Source organism: Gemmobacter caeruleus (assembly GCF_008271655.1).
GTDB lineage: Bacteria > Pseudomonadota > Alphaproteobacteria > Rhodobacterales > Rhodobacteraceae > Gemmobacter > Gemmobacter caeruleus.
On sequence record NZ_VKKX01000054.1, the window covers coordinates 1 to 18,685 of the forward strand.

17 protein-coding genes are annotated in these 18,685 nt (G+C 66.6%); 12 read left to right on the forward strand and 5 right to left on the reverse strand.

Annotated features, from left to right (window positions below):
- Together FOA17_RS18595 and FOA17_RS18600 are read right to left on the reverse strand one after the other, a co-directional pair.
- Positions 1-160, reverse strand: a 160-nt coding sequence (locus FOA17_RS18595) for a transposase (RefSeq protein WP_238991876.1), incomplete at its 3' end; no start/stop codon positions are given.
- A gap of 450 nt (positions 161-610) precedes the next feature.
- A complete protein-coding gene (locus FOA17_RS18600; protein ID WP_149143018.1) occupies positions 611-2,884 on the reverse strand; it encodes an adenosylcobalamin-dependent ribonucleoside-diphosphate reductase in 2,274 nt (757 codons plus the stop codon).
- A 127-nt stretch (positions 2,885-3,011) separates the two neighbouring features.
- Between FOA17_RS18600 and FOA17_RS18605 the strand changes: the two genes are divergently transcribed.
- Positions 3,012-3,443, forward strand: a complete 432-nt coding sequence (locus FOA17_RS18605) for a DUF1489 family protein (protein ID WP_149143019.1) — start codon at positions 3,012-3,014, stop codon at positions 3,441-3,443.
- 65 nt (positions 3,444-3,508) lie between these two features.
- Positions 3,509-4,471, forward strand: coding sequence for a magnesium transporter CorA family protein (locus FOA17_RS18610; RefSeq protein ID WP_149143020.1), 963 nt, complete (start codon positions 3,509-3,511; stop codon positions 4,469-4,471).
- On the opposite strand, the gene FOA17_RS18615 is transcribed toward FOA17_RS18610, so the two are convergent.
- Both FOA17_RS18615 and FOA17_RS18620 read right to left on the reverse strand, forming a co-directional pair.
- On the reverse strand, positions 4,449-5,132 hold the full coding sequence (locus tag FOA17_RS18615; protein ID WP_149143021.1) for a DUF1045 domain-containing protein: 684 nt from the start codon (positions 5,130-5,132) through the stop codon (positions 4,449-4,451). The genes FOA17_RS18610 and FOA17_RS18615 overlap by 23 nt on opposite strands.
- Positions 5,129-6,070, reverse strand: a complete 942-nt coding sequence (locus FOA17_RS18620) for a LysR family transcriptional regulator (protein WP_149143022.1) — start codon at positions 6,068-6,070, stop codon at positions 5,129-5,131. The genes FOA17_RS18615 and FOA17_RS18620 overlap by 4 nt, the downstream gene beginning before the upstream one ends.
- A gap of 185 nt (positions 6,071-6,255) precedes the next feature.
- Here FOA17_RS18620 and chvE point away from each other — a divergent pair, with 185 nt between their 5' ends.
- The 10 genes from chvE (at position 6,256) to FOA17_RS18670 (ending at position 17,601) form a co-directional block, all read left to right on the forward strand.
- Positions 6,256-7,278 carry a multiple monosaccharide ABC transporter substrate-binding protein gene (gene chvE, locus FOA17_RS18625; protein ID WP_420841725.1) on the forward strand — a complete coding sequence of 341 codons (1,023 nt, stop codon included), beginning with the start codon at positions 6,256-6,258 and terminating at the stop codon, positions 7,276-7,278.
- Positions 7,279-7,352: 74 nt separating this feature from the next.
- Complete coding sequence (gene mmsA / locus FOA17_RS18630) at positions 7,353-8,873, forward strand: multiple monosaccharide ABC transporter ATP-binding protein (protein WP_149143024.1); 1,521 nt, start codon at positions 7,353-7,355, stop codon at positions 8,871-8,873.
- An 11-nt stretch (positions 8,874-8,884) separates the two neighbouring features.
- A complete protein-coding gene (mmsB, locus tag FOA17_RS18635; protein WP_149143025.1) occupies positions 8,885-10,063 on the forward strand; it encodes a multiple monosaccharide ABC transporter permease in 1,179 nt (392 codons plus the stop codon).
- A gap of 3 nt (positions 10,064-10,066) precedes the next feature.
- Positions 10,067-11,053: an AraD1 family protein gene (gene araD1 / locus FOA17_RS18640; RefSeq protein ID WP_149143026.1), complete on the forward strand. Its 987-nt coding sequence runs from the start codon at positions 10,067-10,069 to the stop codon at positions 11,051-11,053.
- A gap of 7 nt (positions 11,054-11,060) precedes the next feature.
- Positions 11,061-12,803: an L-arabinonate dehydratase gene (araD, locus tag FOA17_RS18645; protein WP_149143027.1), complete on the forward strand. Its 1,743-nt coding sequence runs from the start codon at positions 11,061-11,063 to the stop codon at positions 12,801-12,803.
- Positions 12,803-13,723: a Gfo/Idh/MocA family protein gene (locus FOA17_RS18650; RefSeq protein WP_149143028.1), complete on the forward strand. Its 921-nt coding sequence runs from the start codon at positions 12,803-12,805 to the stop codon at positions 13,721-13,723. The genes araD and FOA17_RS18650 overlap by 1 nt, the downstream gene beginning before the upstream one ends.
- Before the next feature lie 21 nt (positions 13,724-13,744).
- On the forward strand, positions 13,745-15,256 hold the full coding sequence (locus FOA17_RS18655) for an aldehyde dehydrogenase (NADP(+)) (protein WP_149143029.1): 1,512 nt from the start codon (positions 13,745-13,747) through the stop codon (positions 15,254-15,256).
- Positions 15,256-16,152 carry a 2-dehydro-3-deoxygalactonokinase gene (locus FOA17_RS18660; RefSeq protein WP_149143030.1) on the forward strand — a complete coding sequence of 299 codons (897 nt, stop codon included), beginning with the start codon at positions 15,256-15,258 and terminating at the stop codon, positions 16,150-16,152. Before FOA17_RS18655 ends, FOA17_RS18660 begins: the two co-directional genes overlap by 1 nt.
- A complete protein-coding gene (locus FOA17_RS18665) occupies positions 16,152-16,760 on the forward strand; it encodes a 2-dehydro-3-deoxy-6-phosphogalactonate aldolase (protein ID WP_149143031.1) in 609 nt (202 codons plus the stop codon). The genes FOA17_RS18660 and FOA17_RS18665 overlap by 1 nt, the downstream gene beginning before the upstream one ends.
- Positions 16,753-17,601, forward strand: a complete 849-nt coding sequence (locus FOA17_RS18670; protein ID WP_149143032.1) for an SMP-30/gluconolactonase/LRE family protein — start codon at positions 16,753-16,755, stop codon at positions 17,599-17,601. The genes FOA17_RS18665 and FOA17_RS18670 overlap by 8 nt, the downstream gene beginning before the upstream one ends.
- Here FOA17_RS18670 and FOA17_RS18675 read toward each other — a convergent pair.
- A complete protein-coding gene (locus FOA17_RS18675; RefSeq protein WP_149143033.1) occupies positions 17,598-18,617 on the reverse strand; it encodes an LLM class flavin-dependent oxidoreductase in 1,020 nt (339 codons plus the stop codon). The two genes, FOA17_RS18670 and FOA17_RS18675, sit on opposite strands and share 4 nt — an antisense overlap.
- Between the last annotated feature and the right edge of the window lie 68 nt (positions 18,618-18,685).

Below are 18,685 nucleotides of genomic sequence, written 5' to 3' on the forward strand. Positions count from 1 at the left end.
TCTTCACCCACTCGTTCAGCGTATGGGCCGAACAACCGATCTTCGCCGAAATCGACACGATCGCCTGCCAGCGCGACCCATGCTGACCTTCGTTGTCGAAGACCAGCCGCACCGCCCGCTCGCGCACCTCAGGGGAAAACTTGTTCGTGGTCTTGCTCATGATGCTCCATCCTACTCAGGAGTTGGAGCCTCCGGCAAACCCGGCGCGGTTCAGAATCACGCCGCCAGCAGATGATCAATGGGTCCTGAGTCTAGTGATCCACGTCGGTACTTCAGTCTTGCATCTGCGCCAATCCTGTTCAAGCGCATCCCGAGATCCTCTGCCCAACGCATCCGTAACGTCGGGATCATTGAGATGTTCTGTCGTCCTACTCGTTGTATAGCGCCACGTTGTGCGGAGAGAGTAACCTTTCTATTCGGTTGAGCTACAAGTCGAAACGAAGCCCTTGGTTTGGAGGTTCCGAGGGCCAGAGAAATCAGGAAGCAACTTTCACGGTACGGAAAAAGGCCCTCCGAAGAGGGCCGTTCGGTCGCTTTCAGATCATTTCATGCCGTTTTCCGGCAAAGTGGACAATTTATCTGCACTTCCAGATCGGGCGCTGCGTGGGGGTCAGCCGCATTTGCTCTGGCCGCAGCTGCCGCAGGTCATGCAGCCTTCCACCATGCGCAGGTCATAGCTGCCGCAGCTTTCGCAGGCCTTGCCGGGGCGGGCGCCGATGGCGACGACCTCGGCCTTGGGATCGGATTTCAGGCCCATCCCCTCGCCCTCGATGAAGCCGATGGAGATCAGGTGCCGTTCGATCACGCCGCCGATCGCCGCCAGGATCGAGGGGATGTAGCGCCCTTCCATCCAGGCGCCGCCGCGCGGGTCGAAGACCGCCTTCAGCTCCTCCACCACGAAGGACACATCGCCGCCGCGCCGGAACACGGCCGAGATCATCCGGGTCAGCGCCACGGTCCAGGCGAAATGCTCCATGTTCTTCGAATTGATGAAGACCTCGAAGGGGCGGCGGTGGTTCGCGATGATGATGTCGTTGATGGTGATATAGAGCGCGTGTTCGCTGCCCGGCCATTTCACCTTGTAGGTCTGGCCCTCCAGCGCGGCGGGGCGATCCAGCGGTTCGGACAGATAGACCACCTCGCCGGCCTGCACCGGGGCATGCGCCTCGGCCGGGGTCTTTTCGCTGCTTTCCGAAACCGTCAGCACCGAGCCGGTGACGGCATTGGGGCGATAGGTGGTGCAGCCCTTGCAGCCCTGATCCCAGGCGGCCATGTAGACCTCCTTGAAATCGTCAAAGCTGATATCCTCGGGGCAGTTGATGGTCTTGGAGATGGAACTGTCGATCCATTTCTGCGCGGCGGCCTGCATGCGGACGTGATCGAGCGGCGGCAGGGTCTGGGCGTTCACGAAATAATCGGGCAGGGGCGCGTCGCCCTTGAGGTCGCGCCACAGCTTCACGGCGTAATCCACCACCTCTTCCTCGGTGCGCGAGCCGTCCTTTTGCAGCACTTTGCGGGTATAGGCATAGGCGAAGACCGGCTCGATGCCGGAAGACACATTGCCCGCGTAAAGCGAGATGGTGCCGGTCGGCGCGATGGAGGTCAGAAGCGCGTTGCGGATGCCATGGGTGCGGATGGCCGCGCGCACGTCCTCATCCATCTGCATCATGTTGCCGCTGGCCAGATAGGCCTCGGCATCGAACAGCGGGAACGGCCCCTTCTCTTTCGCCAGATCGACCGAGGCCAGATAGGCGGCGCGGGCGATGGCCTTCATCCAGGCCTCGGTCTGCGCGGCGGCCTCGGGCGCGCCATAGCGCAGGCCCAGCATCAGCAGGGCATCGGCAAGGCCCGTGACGCCCAGCCCGATGCGGCGCTTGTTCTGCGCCTCGGCCTCTTGCTGCGGCAGGGGAAAGCGGCTGGCATCCACCACATTGTCCATCATGCGCACCGACAGCCGCACGAGATTGTCCAGCGCGGCGGGGTCCAGCCTGGCCTTGGGCGTGAACGGATCGGTCACCAGCGTCGCCAGGTTCACCGAGCCCAGCAGGCAGGCGCCATAGGGCGGCAGGGGTTGTTCTCCGCAGGGGTTGGTGGCGGCGATCGTCTCCACATAGCCCAGGTTGTTCATCTTGTTGATGCGGTCGATGAAGATCACGCCGGGTTCGGCGAAATCATAGGTATTGCGCATGATCTTGTTCCACAGATCACGCGCCTGCACCGTGCGATAGACCTTGCCGGCAAAGACCAGCTCCCACGGGCCGTCGGCCTTGACCGCCGCCATGAAGGCATCGGTCACCAGCACCGACAGGTTGAACATGCGCAGGCGGGCGGGGTCTTTCTTGGCCTCGATGAAGGCCTCCACATCGGGGTGGTCGCAGCGCATCGTGGCCATCATCGCGCCGCGGCGCGAGCCGGCCGACATGATGGTGCGGCACATCGCATCCCAGACATCCATGAAGCTGAGCGGGCCCGAGGCATCGGCGGCCACGCCCTTTACCTCGGCCCCGCGCGGCCGAATGGTGGAGAAGTCATAGCCGATGCCGCCGCCCTGCTGCATGGTCAGCGCGGCCTCTTTCAGCGCGTCAAAGATGCCGGCCATGCTGTCGGGCACGGTGCCCATGACAAAGCAGTTGAACAGCGTGACGGTGCGCCCGGTGCCGGCGCCGGCGGTGATGCGCCCGGCGGGCAGATACTTGAACCCCTCCAGCGCAGTGTAGAACTGCGCCTCCCAATGGGCAGGGTCTTTCTCCACCTCGGCCAGCGACCGGGCGATCCGGCGCCAGGTATCCTCGACCGAACCATCGACCGGCGTGCCGTCGGCCTCTTTCAGGCGATACTTCATGTCCCAGATTTGCTCGGCAATCGGGGCGACGAATCGGGACATGGGGGGATTCCTTCATATGGTGGTCTGCGAGGGGAGGCCCTACAGGATACGCTTATCTGCGACAATTGCAAAAGCTTGTCCTGCCCGGTCTGCCGCTCTATTTCCAAGGAGGAAAACGGGGGGCGGCATGGCCGATTTCGTCAATCTTCTGAAGCTTTGCGTCGGCGCGGATTCGGTCGAGGATCTGGAGGACTGGCAGCAGTCGCAGGCGCATCGCTGGCCCGAGGGGCGGGCGGTGCATGTCACCCGCATGTGGCCCAAACGCGAATCCGAGGTGCTGGCGGGCGGGTCGCTTTACTGGGTGATCAAGGGGCAGGTGCTGGCCCGGCAGCGCATTCTGGGGCTGGAACGGGTGTCGGGGGGCGACGGGGTCGAACGCTGCGCGCTGCTGCTCGATCCGCAGGTGATCCGCACCCAGGCGGCGCCGCGCCGGCCGTTTCAGGGCTGGCGTTATCTGGCACCCGATGACAGCCCGCGCGACCTGCCGCCAGGGCGCGCCCAGGACGATGCCCTGCCCGAGGATCTGGCCCGCGCCCTGGCCGAGATCGGGTTGCGCTGACGCCTGTCGCATTCCCGTTACGCAGCTGTCGTAACACCGGGGCGACCCGGCAGCGCAGGCCCCCGATGCTTTACGCCTACCGGCCCCGCGCGGGCCGCCTCTTTCCGCTCGATCCCGATCAGCCGCTGGCGGCGGCGCTGTGGATCGACCTCTATCGCCCCATGCCCGCGCAGGTCGCGGCGGTCGCGGCACTGGGCGTCACGGTGCCCACCCTGGACGAGATGGAGGAGATCGAGATCTCCAGCCGTCTCTATCGCGAGAACGGGTTGGATTATCTGACGGTCGTGCTGCCCGGCCTGTCGGAAAGCCGCAGCCCGACATCCGGGCCGGTAACCTTTATCCTTGGCCCCGACCGGCTGGTGACGCTGCGCCATTTCGCGCCCCGCCCGTTCGAGACCTATCCTGACCGTGCCGACCGTGCCGGCCCCGGCTGCGCCCGGCCCGACCGGATCCTGCTGGGCCTGCTGGAGGAAATCATCGGTCGGCAGGCTGACTTGCTGGAGGGGATCGGCCGGTCGCTGGATGCGGTGGCGGCCTCGGTCTATCGGCCGGCCGATACGCGCGCCCGGGCCGAGGCGCTGCAACAGGCGCTGGAACGCGCCGGGCAAGAGGGCGAATTGCTCAGCCGGGTGCGGCTGGCGCTGCTGACGCTGGAACGCGCGCTGGGCTATTTCGGGCAGGGCTTGGCAGAACGTGAGGGCGGCCCCGCGCTGCGCCCGCTGGTCAAGGGTCTGATCCGCGATGTGCAGGCGCTGGAGGTGCATGCAGATTTCCTGGGGCAGCGCGTCGCGCTGGCTTCGGATGCGACGCTGGGTATGATCAACCTTGCCCAAAACGTGACGGTGCGCATCGTGTCGGTCGTGGCTGCGCTGTTCCTGCCGCCGACGCTGATCGCGTCGATCTACGGCATGAACTTTGCCCATATGCCGGAGCTGGCGCAGCCCTGGGGCTATCCGGCGGCGTTGGTGCTGATGCTGGCCAGCGCGGTGGGCACCTGGCTGTTCTTCAGGTGGAAGCGCTGGCTCTAAGCGCAAAGCGTTCCAGCAGCCGGAACGGCCCCTCAGGCGGTTCGCCAAACAGGCACAGCGCGTCGAACAGAAAGGGGCGCGGCAGCACCGGCGCGAAATGGGCGCGCAGCCGGGCCTCGGCGCGGTCGGCCAGATCGGGGTCAAGCCGGTTGGTCAGCGTCAGGTGAAAGCGGAACTCCTCCAGCACAAAGGGATAGCCATAAAGATCGAGCAACGCCCGCTGGCGCGGGGTCAGCCGTTCAGGGCGGCGGCGCGCGATTTCGGCATCTGAAAGCGGGGCGCGAAACGCATCAAGCCCGGTCACCACCCGCGCCGCCAGATCGCGCAGCGCCGTTGCATCGCCCTCGGGCGTCAGCGCCAGAAACCCGTCATGCCGGCTGAGCTGCAAACCCGGCAGGCTGACCGGCGCCAGTTCCGCGGCCAGCCGCGCCAGGGCGGTCCGCAGTCCGGCGACGTCTTGTCCGGGCGCCAGGCGGAACGGCGCCTTGATGGTGCCGTGAAAGCCATAGCGCCGCGGGTCGGTCGTCATGTCGGCGGCGGGCAGGCCCAGATCGGGCTGCGCCACCGCCTGCCCGCGCGCCGCATCCCAGCCCAGCCAGCCGGCGGCCCTTGTGGCAAAGGCACCCTCGGGCGGGGCGTAATAGATGGCGTAGCGTTTCATGCAAAGCCCTCCGCAAACTCGAAACCCGGCCGGTCGGCCAGCGCCATCACCAGATCCCGCAGCCGCACCGCGATCGGCGACAGCGGCCGCCGCCGCAGGCTGAGCAGATAGTAAGGCGAAACCCGCACCTCGCGCGGCAGGTTCAGCGCGGCGAAACCGGCCGCGACCGGCGGGCGGGTCAGCAGCAGCGCCACCTCCTCCGACATGGCGGCGACCGCGTCGGATTGCGACAGATAGGCGATCATGAACAGGAGCGACGGGCTGTTCACCACATTGGCAGGCTCGGCCAGGCCGACAGCGGCGCAGGCCTCGAGCGTGGCCTCGCGGATCGGCGCGCCGCGTTCCTGCATGATCCATTCATAGGATTGCAATTCGGTCAGCGTGACCGTCGCCGCCCGCGCCAGCGGATGCCCGGCCCGCACCAGCAGCGCCAGCTTTTCGTCGCGCATGGCGCGCACGTCGAACAGGCGGCTGTCGAATTCCGGCAGCACCCTGCCCAGGGCAAAGTCGATCTCGCCCGCCGCCAGTTGCCGCAGCAATTCGCGCGAGGGCGCCACGTCCAGCGTGACCTCCGCCTCGGGCGCGATCTGCTTGAGCTTGCGGATCGCGGGCACCATCAGCCCGACCGCCGGCCCGGTCACCGCGCCCACGCGCACGCTGCCACCCAGCCCGGCCTCAAGCGCGCGGATCTCGGCCTCCATGCTGCGCATTTCGCGCAGGATGGCGCGGGCGCGGCGGATCATCACCAGCCCGGCTTCGGTCGGCTCCATCCCCTTGGGCTGACGCAGGAACAGCGCCGCCCCCGCCTGCCGCTCGATCTCGGCCAGCATGCGCGAGGCGGCGGGCTGGGTCATCGCCACCGCATCGGCCGCCAGTTGCAACTGCCGCTGTTCGGCGATCTCGGTGATCAGGCGCAGCTGCGCGGGTTTCAGGGTCATTGAGATACCATTTGAGACATGCAGAATGTGCGTAATGTAATTTTACTGGTATGGCAAGGCGCGGTAAAACCTGCCGCAGGTCCGCCAGCGAGGCAGGCCGCAGGAGGACGGGGCCCCCGGGAGAGGTCAGCCCCATGTCAGGGAGAGACAAGATGAAACTGAAAACCGTCGCCGCGGCGCTGGCGATGTGCGCCTCTTTCGTGGCCTATGGCGCTGCCGCCGAAACCGTCGGCATCTCGATGCCCACCAAATCCTCGGCCCGCTGGATCTCGGACGGGGATTCGATGGTGAAGGAGTTTCAGGCCGCCGGCTATGAAACCGACCTGCAATATGCCGAGGACGATATCCCCAACCAACTGGCCCAGATCGAGAACATGATCACCAAGGGCGTGAATGTGCTGGTGATCGCGGCGATTGACGGCACCACCCTGTCCAACGCGCTGGAAAACGCCGCCGCGGCCGATATCAAGGTCATCGCCTATGACCGGCTGATCCGCGACAGCGGCAATGTGGACTATTACGCCACCTTCGACAATTTCAAGGTCGGCGTGCAGCAGGCCACCAGCCTGGTGAACGGGCTGAAGGAACGCTTCCCCGATGTGAAGCCGTGGAACGTGGAACTGTTCGGCGGCAGCCCCGACGACAACAACGCCTTCTTCTTCTACGACGGCGCAATGTCGGTGCTGCAACCGATGATCGACTCGGGCGAGATCGTGATCGGGTCGGGCCAGACCGGCATGGACAAGGTGGGCACCCTGCGTTGGGACGGCGCGGTGGCGCAGGCCCGGATGGATAACCTTCTGTCGGCCAATTACACCGACAAGCAGGTTCAGGGCGTGCTGTCACCCTATGACGGGCTGTCGATCGGCATCCTGTCCTCGCTCAAGGGCGTGGGCTATGGTTCGGGCGATCTGAAGATGCCGATCGTGTCCGGTCAGGATGCCGAGGTGCAGTCGGTCAAGTCGATCCTGGCGGGCGAACAGTATTCGACCATCTTCAAGGATACCCGCGAACTGGCCAAGGTCACCGTGGGCATGGTCGATGCGATGCTCAAGGGCGGCGAGCCGCAGATCAACGACACGACCACCTACAATAACGGCGTGAAGGTCGTGCCGGCCTATCTGCTGGAGCCGGTGGGCGTGGACGCGACCAACTGGGAACAGATCCTGATCGGGTCGGGCTACTATACTATGGACCAGATCAAGTAACGCATCCGTAGCGATGCCCGGGGCCGCCTTCGCCGCGAGGGCGGCCCCGTTTTCCCAGACCGCCGAGGCCCGCCATGACCGCCCTTCTGGAAATGCGCTCCATCACCAAGACCTTTCCGGGCGTCAAGGCGCTGGATCAGGTGAACCTGATCGTCCGGCAGGGCGAGATCCACGCGATCTGCGGCGAGAATGGCGCCGGCAAATCGACCCTCATGAAGGTGCTGTCCGGCGTCTATCCGGCCGGGAGTTATGAGGGCGAAATCCATTATGACGGCGCGCTGGCGCAGTTCCGTTCCATCCGCGACAGCGAGGAACGCGGGATCATCATCATCCATCAGGAACTTGCGCTGGTGCCGCTGCTGTCGATCGCCGAGAACCTGTTTCTGGGCAATGAACGCGCCGCCAGCGGTGTGATCGACTGGCCCGAGACCTTTCGCCAGACCGAGTCGCTGCTGAAGAAGGTGGGCCTGCGGGAACCGCCGGGGGTGCAGGTCGGCAAGCTGGGCGTGGGCAAGCAGCAACTGGTGGAAATCGCCAAGGCGCTGTCCAAGGATGTGCGGCTGCTGATCCTGGACGAACCGACCGCCGCCCTGTCCGAGGCCGACAGCCAGGCGCTGCTGGACCTGCTACTGGAACTCAAGGCGCAGGGCGTCACCTCGATCATCATCAGCCACAAGCTGAACGAGGTGAAGCGCGTGGCCGACAGCGTGACGGTGATCCGCGACGGCACCACCGTTTCCACGCTGGATGCCCACAAGGAACCGATCACCGAAGATCGCATCGTGCGCGACATGGTGGGCCGCGACATGGCGCACCGCTATCCCGAACGCGACCGCCGCGCCGGCGAAGTGCTGTTCGAGGTGCGGAACTGGAATGTCTGGCACCCCGAACAGGCCGAACGCCAGATGATCCGCGACATCTCCTTCACCGCGCGGGCGGGCGAGGTGGTGGGCATCGCCGGGCTTATGGGCGCGGGGCGCACCGAACTTGCCATGTCGATCTTTGGCCGCAGCTATGGGCGCAACATCTCGGGCGAGGTGACGGTCAAGGGGCGCAAGGCCGATACCTCGACCGTGCCGCGCGCCATTGCCGCGGGTCTTGCCTATGTGACCGAAGACCGCAAGTCGCTGGGCCTGATCCTGGAGGAGACGATCCAGAAGAATACCAGCCTCGCCAATCTGGAGGGCGTCGCCGCGCATGGCGTCATCAACGAGGCGCAGGAAACCGACGTGGCCGAGAAATACCGCCAGGCGCTGCGCATCCGCACGCCCAGCGTGTTCCAGCGGGTGATGAACCTGTCGGGCGGCAATCAGCAAAAGGTCGTGCTGTCGAAATGGCTGTTCACCGGCCCCGAGGTGCTGATCCTGGACGAGCCCACGCGCGGCATCGACGTGGGCGCGAAATACGAGATTTACGGGATCATCAATGACCTGTCGGCCCAGGGCAAGGCGGTGGTGATGATCTCCTCCGAACTGCCCGAACTGCTGGGCATGTGCGACCGGATTTATGTGATGAACGAAGGGGCCTTCGTGGGCGAACTGACCGCCGCCGAGGCCACGCAAGAGCGCATCATGTCGCTCATCGTGACGGAATAAGGGGGGCAGGGATGAACCAGACCGGCAAGGGCGGCGTCAGCGCCTATCTGATGAAACACATGCGCGATTACGGGCTGCTGTTCGCGCTGATCGCGATCATGGTCTTTTTCGAGATCGTGACCGACGGCACGCTGCTCAAGCCCGTGAACATCACCAACCTGTTCCTGCAAAACAGCTATATCATCATCATGGCGCTTGGCATGCTGATGGTGATCGTGTCGGGCCATATCGACCTGTCGGTCGGTTCGGTCATGGGCTTTGTCGGCGCGCTGGCGGCGGTGATGCTGGTCACCTGGGACCTGCCGGTCTGGGTGGTGATCCCGATCAGCCTGGTGGTGGGCGCGGCCATCGGCGCGGCGCAGGGGTATTTCGTGGCCTTCTGGCGCATCCCGTCCTTTATCGTCACGCTGGCGGGGATGCTGGTCTTTCGCGGCCTGTCGCTCTGGCTGCTGGCGGGACAGTCGATCGGGCCGTTCCCCAAATCGTTCCAGGCACTGTCCAACGGCTTCATCCCCGACCTGTTCGGGGTGGGAAAGCCCAATGTGACCGCCCTTCTGGCGGGCGTCGTCGCGGTGGCCGTGCTGCTGTGGATGGGCCTGAAGACCCGCGCCCGCAATGCCCGCTACGGGATCGAGGATGAACCGATGGGCTTCTTTGTCGCCCGCAATGCCATCGTCTCGGCCGGGCTGATGTTCGTGATCTGGAAACTGGCGGGCTTTCGCGGGCTGCCGAATGTGCTGATTTCCATGGTGGTGCTGACGGTGGTCTATGCCTTTGTCACCGAACGCACCACGCTGGGCCGCCGGGTCTATGCCATCGGCGGAAACGAAAAGGCGGCAAAGCTGTCGGGTATCCGCACCGAAAGGCTGACCTTCTACACCTTCATGAACATGGGGGTTCTGGCGGCCCTGGGCGGGCTGGTCTTTGCCGCGCGGCTGAACACCGCCACGCCCAAGGCGGGTTTCGGGGTGGAACTGGACGTGATCGCCGCGGTCTTCATCGGCGGGGCCTCGATGTCGGGCGGGTCGGGCAAGATCGTGGGCGCGGTCGTCGGCGCCTTCATCATGGGCGTGATGAACAACGGCATGTCGATCATGGGCATCGGCATCGACTATCAACAGGTCATCAAGGGGCTGGTGCTGCTCGCCGCCGTGTTCTTCGATGTCTACAACAAGCAAAAGCAGGGCTGATCCATGTTCCTTTCGCAAATCCGTCTGGCGGACAGGCGCGCCGTGGTGGCGCGCAACGGGGCGGGGGCGCATGTCGTGCCCGGCGCGGCCAGCGTGATCGACCTGGCGCAGGCCGCCATCGCCGCCGGGCGCGGTCTGGCCGCCGAAGTGGCGGCGCGCGGGCAGGGCGAAGCGGTCGATCTGGCCGCCGCACTGGCCGAGGGGCGCGTGCTGTTGCCGGTCGATCACCCCGATCCCTGCCACATGCACCTGACGGGCACCGGCCTTACCCATCTGGGCAGCGCCGCGACGCGCAACGCCATGCATGCCAAGGCCGACCCGGAGACACTGACCGACAGCATGAAGATGTTCCGCATGGGGCTGGAGGGTGGCAAGCCCCGCCCCGGTGCCATCGGGGCGCAACCCGAATGGTTCTACAAGGGCAATGGCCATGCCGCCGCCGCGCCCGGCGCGCCGCTGGTCTCGCCCGGTTGCGCCCTGGACGCGGGCGAGGAGCCGGAGGTCGCGGGCATCTACCTGATCGGCCCCTATGGCACGCCCTTCCGGCTGGGCTTTACCCTGGGCAACGAATTTTCCGATCACGTCACCGAACGCGGCAACTACCTGTGGCTTGCGCATTCCAAGCTGCGCCCGGCGGCCTTTGGCCCTGAATTGCTGTTGGGCGACCTGCCGCAGCATGTGGAGGGCGCCAGCCGTATCCGCCGCGACGGCGCGGTGATCTGGGAAAAGCCCTTCCTGTCGGGCGAGGGCAACATGAGCCACACCCTTGCCAATCTGGAACACCACCATTTCAAATACCCGATCTTCCGCCAGCCCGGCGATCTGCATGTGCATTTCTTTGGCACCGCCACGCTGAGCTTTGCCGATGGCATCGCCTGCCACCCCGGCGACGAATTCGAGATCGAGGTGCCGGCCTTTGGCCTGCCGCTGCGCAACCCGCTGGTGCAGGAACCGCCGCAAACCGCCCCCGTCACCGTTCAACCGCTCTGAGGCGAAGATGACCTTCAAACCCGCCCCCTGGCCCCGCAAGCTGCGTTCGCAACACTGGTTCGGCGGCACCTCGCGCGATACGATCTATCATCGGGGCTGGCTGAAAAATCAGGGCCATCCGCATGATCTGTTCGACGGGCGCCCGGTGATCGGCATCCTGAATACCTGGTCGGATCTGACACCCTGCAACGGGCATCTGCGCGAACTGGCCGAAAAGGTGAAGGCCGGCGTGTGGGAGGCCGGCGGCTTTCCGGTGGAGGTGCCGGTGTTTTCCGCCAGCGAAAACACCTTTCGCCCGACCGCGATGATGTATCGCAACCTTGCCGCCCTGGCGGTGGAGGAGGCGATGCGCGCCCAGCCCATTGACGGCGCGGTGCTGATGGTGGGCTGCGACAAGACCACACCCAGCCTGATCATGGCCGCGGCCTCGACCGACATCCCGTCGATCGTGGTGACCGGTGGGCCGATGCTGAACGGCTATTTCCGTGGCGAAAGGGTGGGGTCGGGCACCCATCTTTGGAAATTCTCCGAGGCTGTGAAGGCCGGCGAGATGACGCAAGAGGAATTTCTGGAGGCCGAGGCCTCCATGAGCCGCTCCACCGGGTCGTGCAATACGATGGGGACCGCCTCGACCATGGCGTCGATGGCCGAGGCGCTAGGCATGGCGCTGTCGGGCAATGCCGCAATCCCGGCGGTGGACAGCCGCCGCCGTGTCATGGCCCAGATGACCGGGCGCCGCATCGTGCAGATGGTGAAGGACGATCTGAAACCTTCGGACGTGATGACGAAACCGGCCTTTGAAAATGCGATCCGCACCAATGCTGCCATTGGCGGATCGACCAATGCGGTGATTCACCTTCTGGCCATGGCGGGCCGGGTCGGCGTGGACCTGACGCTGGATGACTGGGACCGCTGCGGTCGCGACGTGCCGACCATCGTGAACCTGATGCCCTCGGGCAAGTATCTGATGGAAGAATTCTTTTATGCCGGCGGCCTGCCTGTCGTCATCAAGCGGCTGGGCGAGGCGGGGCTTTTGCACAAGGACGCGCTCACCGTCTCGGGCGAGACGATGTGGGATCAGGTCAAGGATGTGGTGAACTGGAACGAGGACGTGATCCTGCCCGCCGAAAAGGCGCTGACCCAATCGGGCGGCATCGTGGTGCTGAAGGGCAATCTGGCGCCCAAGGGGGCGGTGCTGAAACCGTCGGCCGCGACACCCGCGCTGATGGTGCATCGTGGCCGCGCCGTGGTGTTCGAGGATATCGACGACTACAAGGCCCGCATCAACGACGAGGCCCTGGATATCGACGAAACCTGCGTGATGGTGCTGAAGAATTGCGGCCCCAAGGGCTATCCCGGCATGGCCGAGGTCGGCAATATGGGCCTGCCGCCCAAGGTCTTGCGCAAGGGCATCACCGATATGGTGCGGATTTCCGATGCCCGCATGTCGGGCACCGCCTATGGCACGGTGGTTCTGCATACCTCGCCCGAGGCGGCGGCGGGCGGCCCGCTGGCAGTGGTGCAAAGCGGCGATTTCATCACGCTCGATGTGCCCAACCGCACCCTGCGGCTGGAGATTTCGGACGATGAACTGGCCGCGCGGCTGGCAGCCTGGCAGCCCCGGCATGAACAGGCGGCTTCGGGCTATGCCTGGCTGCACCAGCAGCATGTCGAGGGGGCCGATACCGGCGCCGATCTCGATTTCCTCAAGGGCTGCCGCGGGCGCGAAGTCGGCAAGGATTCGCATTGATGGCACGGGAAAAGATCGCGCTGGTCGGCATCGGCAAGATCGCCATGGATCAGCATGTGCCCGCCCTTGCGGCCTCGGCTGACTGGGAACTGGCGGCGACCTGTTCGCGCCATGGCTCCGTGCAGGGGGTGCCCGGCTTTACCGATTTTGCCGACCTGCTGGCGGAACGGCCCGATATCGGCACGGTCTCGCTCTGCCTGCCGCCGGTGCCGCGCTTTGACTATGCGGCGGCGGCCTTGCGGGCGGGGCGGCATGTGATGCTGGAAAAGCCGCCCGGCGCGACGCTGGCCGAGGTGCATGAATTGCAGGCCATGGCCACTGAGCGCGGGCTTACGCTGTTTGCCACCTGGCACAGCCGCATGGCGCAGGCGGTGGAACCCGCCCGCGCCTGGTTGGCCGGCAAGACCGTGAACCGCGCCCATATCACCTGGCGCGAGGATGTGCGCAAATGGCATCCCGGCCAGGATTGGGTCTTTGAGCCCGGCGGAATGGGCGTCTTTGATCCCGGCATCAACGCGCTGTCGATCCTGACCCATATCCTGCCCGCGCCGGTGCATCTGATCGCGGCGGATCTGGATTTCCCCGCCAATCGCCAGACGCCGATCGCGGCGCGGCTGCGGTTCAACGGCGGGGTCACCGCCGATTTCGACTGGCGGCAAGAGGGGCCGCAGACCTGGGATATCGAGGTGGCGACCGATGCCGGCCCGCTGGCGCTGCGCATGGGCGGCAATGTGCTGGAAATCGCCGGGAAGACCGTGGCGGGCGAAAGCTCGATCATGGGGGAATATCCCGCGCTCTATGCCCGCATGGCCGATCTGCGGCGGCGCGGTCAGTCGGATGTCGATCTGGCGCCCATGGTTCATGTGGCCGATGCGTTGACGCTGGGCCGGCGCGAACAGGTCGCGGCCTTTGATTTCTGAGCCGCGCGAAAGGACGAAGAAATGAGCTTTACCCCCCATGGCCGGCATCTGATCGCCGGCGACTGGATCGCCACCGACACGCAGTTCACCAGCGAACCCGCGCATGGCCCGGCACATCGCTTTTCGGTCGGCACGCCCGATCTGGTGGCGCGGGCCTGTGACGCGGCCGAGGCGGCCTTTGCCGATTACGCGGCCACCCCGCGCGAGGCGCGCGCGCGGTTTCTGGAAACCATCGCTGATCAGATCGAGGCCCGGGCCGAGGCGATCACCGAAATCGGCAGTCAGGAAACCGGCCTGCCCGCCGCGCGGCTGCAAGGCGAACGCGGGCGCACCACCGGGCAGTTGCGGCTGTTTGCGGCCCATATCCGGGCGGGCGATTACCTCGACCGCCGCACCGATGCCGCCCTGCCCGACCGTCAGCCCTTGCCGCGCCCGGAAATCCGCATGATGCAGCGCCCGGTCGGCCCGGTGGCGGTGTTCGGCGCGTCGAACTTTCCGCTCGCCTTTTCCACCGCCGGGGGGGATACGGCGGCGGCGCTGGCGGCCGGATGCCCCGTGGTGGTCAAGGGCCATTCCGCCCATCCCGGCACGGGCGAGATCATCGCCGAGGCCATCGCCGCCGCCATTGCGGCCTGCGATCTGCCCCAGGGCGTGTTCAGCCTGATCCAGGGCGGCAATCGCGAGGTCGGCGCCGCGCTGGTGAGCCAACCGCGGATCAAGGCCGTGGGCTTTACCGGCAGCCTTGCCGGCGGGCGGGCGCTGTTCGATCTGTGCGCCGCACGGCCCGAACCCATCCCGTTCTTTGGCGAATTGGGCAGCGTGAACCCGATGTTCATCCTGCCCGAGGCTCTGGCCGCACGGGGTGCGGCCATCGCAACCGGCTGGGCCGCCAGTTTGACCATGGGCGCGGGGCAGTTCTGCACCAATCCCGGCATTGCCATCCTGCCTCAGGGGGCGGCGGGCGATGCCTTTGTCGCCACCATGGCCGAGGCGCTGCGCGCCGTGCCGCCGCAAACCATGCTGACCCCCGGCATCGCCCGTGCCTATCACGAGGGCAAGGCCCGCTTCGACAGCCGCAATTCGGTGCGCCCGATCCTGTCCACGCAAAGCGAGGGGCGCATGGCCAGCCCGAACCTTTATGAGGTCGCGGCCGAGGCGTTTCTGGCCGATCACAGCCTGCGCGAAGAGGTATTCGGCCCGCTGGGCCTTGTGGTCCGGGTGACCGATGCCGACGCGATGCCCGACCTTGCCGCCGCTTTCGAGGGGCAGTTGACCGCGACCCTGCATATGGATGACGGCGATCTAGCGCTGGCCCGCCGTCTGCTGCCGCATCTGGAGCGCATGGCGGGCCGGGTGCTGGCCAATGGCTATCCCACCGGGGTCGAGGTTTGCGACGCGATGGTGCATGGCGGCCCTTATCCCGCCAGCACCAATTTCGGCGCGACCTCGGTCGGCACCCTGTCGATCCGCCGCTTTCTGCGGCCGGTTGCCTATCAGAACCTGCCCGCCGCACTCTGGCCCGGCGCGGCATGATGACGGATCGCTGGATCGCCATCGATTGGGGCACCTCGGCGCTGCGGGTCTGGCGCATGGCCGGCACGCGACTAGAGGCGCACCGCCATTCGGATGCCGGGATGGGGCGGTTGCACCCCGGTCAGTTCGAAGGCGCCTTGCTTGATCTGGTGGCCGACTGGGTGACCGAGGGGCCGTTGCGGGCCGTGGCCTGCGGCATGGTCGGGGCGCGGCAGGGCTGGCAAGAGGCCACCTATCGTGCGCTGCCCTGCGCGCCGATCGGTGCGCCGCTGCTGACCCTGCACCCCGCCGACCGCCGCCTGACGGTGCATGTGGTGCCGGGCCTGTGCCAGCCCGCCCCCGCCGATGTAATGCGCGGCGAGGAAACCCAGATCGCCGGCCTGCTGGTGCAGGAGCCGGGCTTTGACGGCATTGTCGGCCTGCCCGGCACCCATATGAAATGGGCGCGGGTCGCGGCCGGGGTGGTGCGGCAGTTCCAGACCTGCATGACGGGCGAACTGTTCGATCTGCTGGCCGGCCAATCGGTGCTGCGCCATTCGGTCGGCCCGGGCTGGGACGAGACCGCCTTTGCCGCCGCGCTGGCCGAGATGCGCGCGGCACCCGAACGACTGATCCCCGCGCTGTTCGGCCTGCGGGCCGAGGGGCTGCTGCATGCGCAATCGCCCGATGCCGCCCGCGCGCGCCTCTCTGGCCTGTTGATCGGCGCCGAGCTTGCGGCGACCCGCGCGCTGTGGGAGGGACAGGATATCGTGCTGATCGGCAGCACCGGCCTGGCCGCGCGCTATCAGACCGCGCTGGCGGCCTTTGGCCAGACCGCGCGCCTGCTGGAGGCCGAAACCGCAACCCTGGCGGGCCTTGCCGAGGCGCGCCGCCTGATCGGGGGAGAGAACGCCTGATGTCGCGTCCCGTCATCGCCATTCTGCGCGGGATCACCCCGCCCGAGGCCGAACCCGTCGCCGCCGCCTTGATCGCGGCGGGGATCGACCGGATCGAGGTGCCGCTGAATTCGCCCGATGCCTTTGACAGCATCGCGCAGTTGCTCCGCGCCTTTGGCGCGCGGGCACTGATCGGCGCGGGCACGGTGCTGAGCGTGGCCGAGGTCGAACGCCTGCACGCGCTTGGCGCCGGGCTGGTCGTGTCGCCCGATTGCAACCCGGAGGTCATCCGCGCCACCAAGGCCGCCGGCATGCAAAGCTTTCCGGGCGTGTTCACCGCCACCGAATGCTTTGCTGCGCTGCGGGCGGGGGCGGACGGGCTCAAGGTATTCCCCGCCTCGATCATGGGGCCGTCGGGCATTGCCGCGCTGCGGGCCGTGCTGCCGCGCCAGGTGCCGGTGCTGGCCGTGGGCGGGGCGGATGCGGGCAATCTGGGCGATTGGCTGCGCGCGGGTGCCGACGGGTTCGGCATCGGCACGGCGCTCTATCGTCCCGGCGACAGCGCCGAACAGGTGGCGGCCAAGGCCCGCGCGCTGGTCGCCGCCTATGATGAGGCCGCGCATGGCTGAGGTCTTTGACAATCGCCCGTGTTTTCTGGGCGAAGGGCCGCTTTGGCACCCCGACCGGCGCATGCTGTTCTGGTTCGACATCATCGGCAAGCGCCTGCTGGCGCGGGGCCAGGACGGCACGCGGGACTGGCAGTTTGACGAACATGTCTCGGCCGCGGGTCTGGTCGATGCGGCGACGCTGCTGATCGCCTCGGAAACCGGGCTGTGGCGGTTTGACATCGACAGCGGCACCCGCAGCCTGCTGGCACCGCTGGAGGCCGACCGCCCTGAAACGCGCTCAAACGACGGGCGGGCCGATCCCTGGGGCGGGTTCTGGATCGGCACCATGGGCAAGCAGGCCGAGCCGGGGGCGGGCGCGATCTATCGCTGGTATCGCGGCGCATTGCGGGTGATCGCGCCGGGCATCAGCATTTCCAACGCGATCTGTTTCGCGCCGGACCGGAGCTGCGCCTATTACGCCGATACCGCGCGGCAGATCATGTGGCGACAGCCGCTGGATGCCGAGGGCTGGCCCGAGGGCGACCGGGCGATCTGGCGCGACTTCACCGCCGAAGGCCTGTGGCCCGATGGGGCGGTGACCGATGCGGCGGGCGGTATCTGGCTGGCTCAATGGGGGGCGGGCCGTGTGGCGCGCCATCACGCCGACGGGGCCTTTGACCGCGCGCTGACACTGCCCGCGCCGCATGCCTCTTGCCCCGCCTTTGCGTCCGGGCGGCTGGTGGTGACCACCGCGCAAGAGGGGCTGGACCCCGATGCCCTGCGCGCCGCCCCGCTATCGGGTCAGGTCTTTGATCTGGGGCCGGTGGCGGGCGCGCGGGATGAACCGCGCGTCATGCTTTAGCCCAGCATCTCGCGCACCAGCGGGATGACGCGGGTGCCATACAGCTCGACCGAGCGCATCAGCGTTTCATGTGCCGTGGTGCCGGCGGAATATTTCAGGCTGAACCTTTGCAGGCCCAGATCGCGGATGGTGTCCGCGATCTTGCGCGCCACGGTTTCAGGGCTGCCGACATATTGGCTGCCGCCCTCGACCTCGGCCAGAAAGGCGTCGCGGGTGATCGGCGGCCAGCCGCGTTCGCGCCCGATCCGGTCATGCAGCGCCTTGTAGCCGGTGAACGCGGCCTCGCGCGCCTCGGCATCGGTGGCGGCGATCAGGCCGGGGGAATGCACGCCCAGCGGCTGCACCGCCTTGCCCATCTTCGCCGCCGCATCGTGATACAGCCGCACGAAGGGCAGAAAGCGGCGCGGATCGCCGCCGATGATGGCCAGCATCATCGGCAGGTCATGGCGCACCGCCCGCACCACCGATTCCGGGCTGCCCCCCACGCCGACCCAGGTGTGAATACCCCCCGGCCCGGCGGGCGGATAGACCGCCGGCACCGCGACCGGCGCGCGGTGCCGGCCCTGCCAGGATACCGCGCCGCCCTTGTTCACCGCCACGAACAGCGCGAGCTTTTCCTCGAACAGCATTTCGTATTCGGACAGGTCGTGTCCGAACAGCGGATAGCTTTCGACAAAAGACCCCCGGCCTAGAATGATCTCGCCCCGCCCGCCGGAAATGGCGTTCAGCGTGGAAAACCGCTGATAGAGCCGGATCGGATCATCGGTCGAAAGCACCGTAACCGCGGTGCCCAGCCGAATGCGCGAGGTGCGCGCCGCGATATTGGCCAGCAGGATCTCGGGCGCCGAAATCGCGAAATCGTCGCGGTGATGTTCGCCCAGATTGATCGCATCGACCCCGACCTGATCGGCCAGAACCGCCTCGTCGATCACATGGCGCAGCACCTGATCCTGCGGCAGCAGGGTGCCTTGCGCATCGCGCGTCACATCGCCAAAGGTATCGAGGCCGAATTCCATGCTCTGTCTCCTGTCCGTTGCGGGCAAGATAGGCAGGGCAGGGCGACTTGTCGCCCTGCGTGAATGCA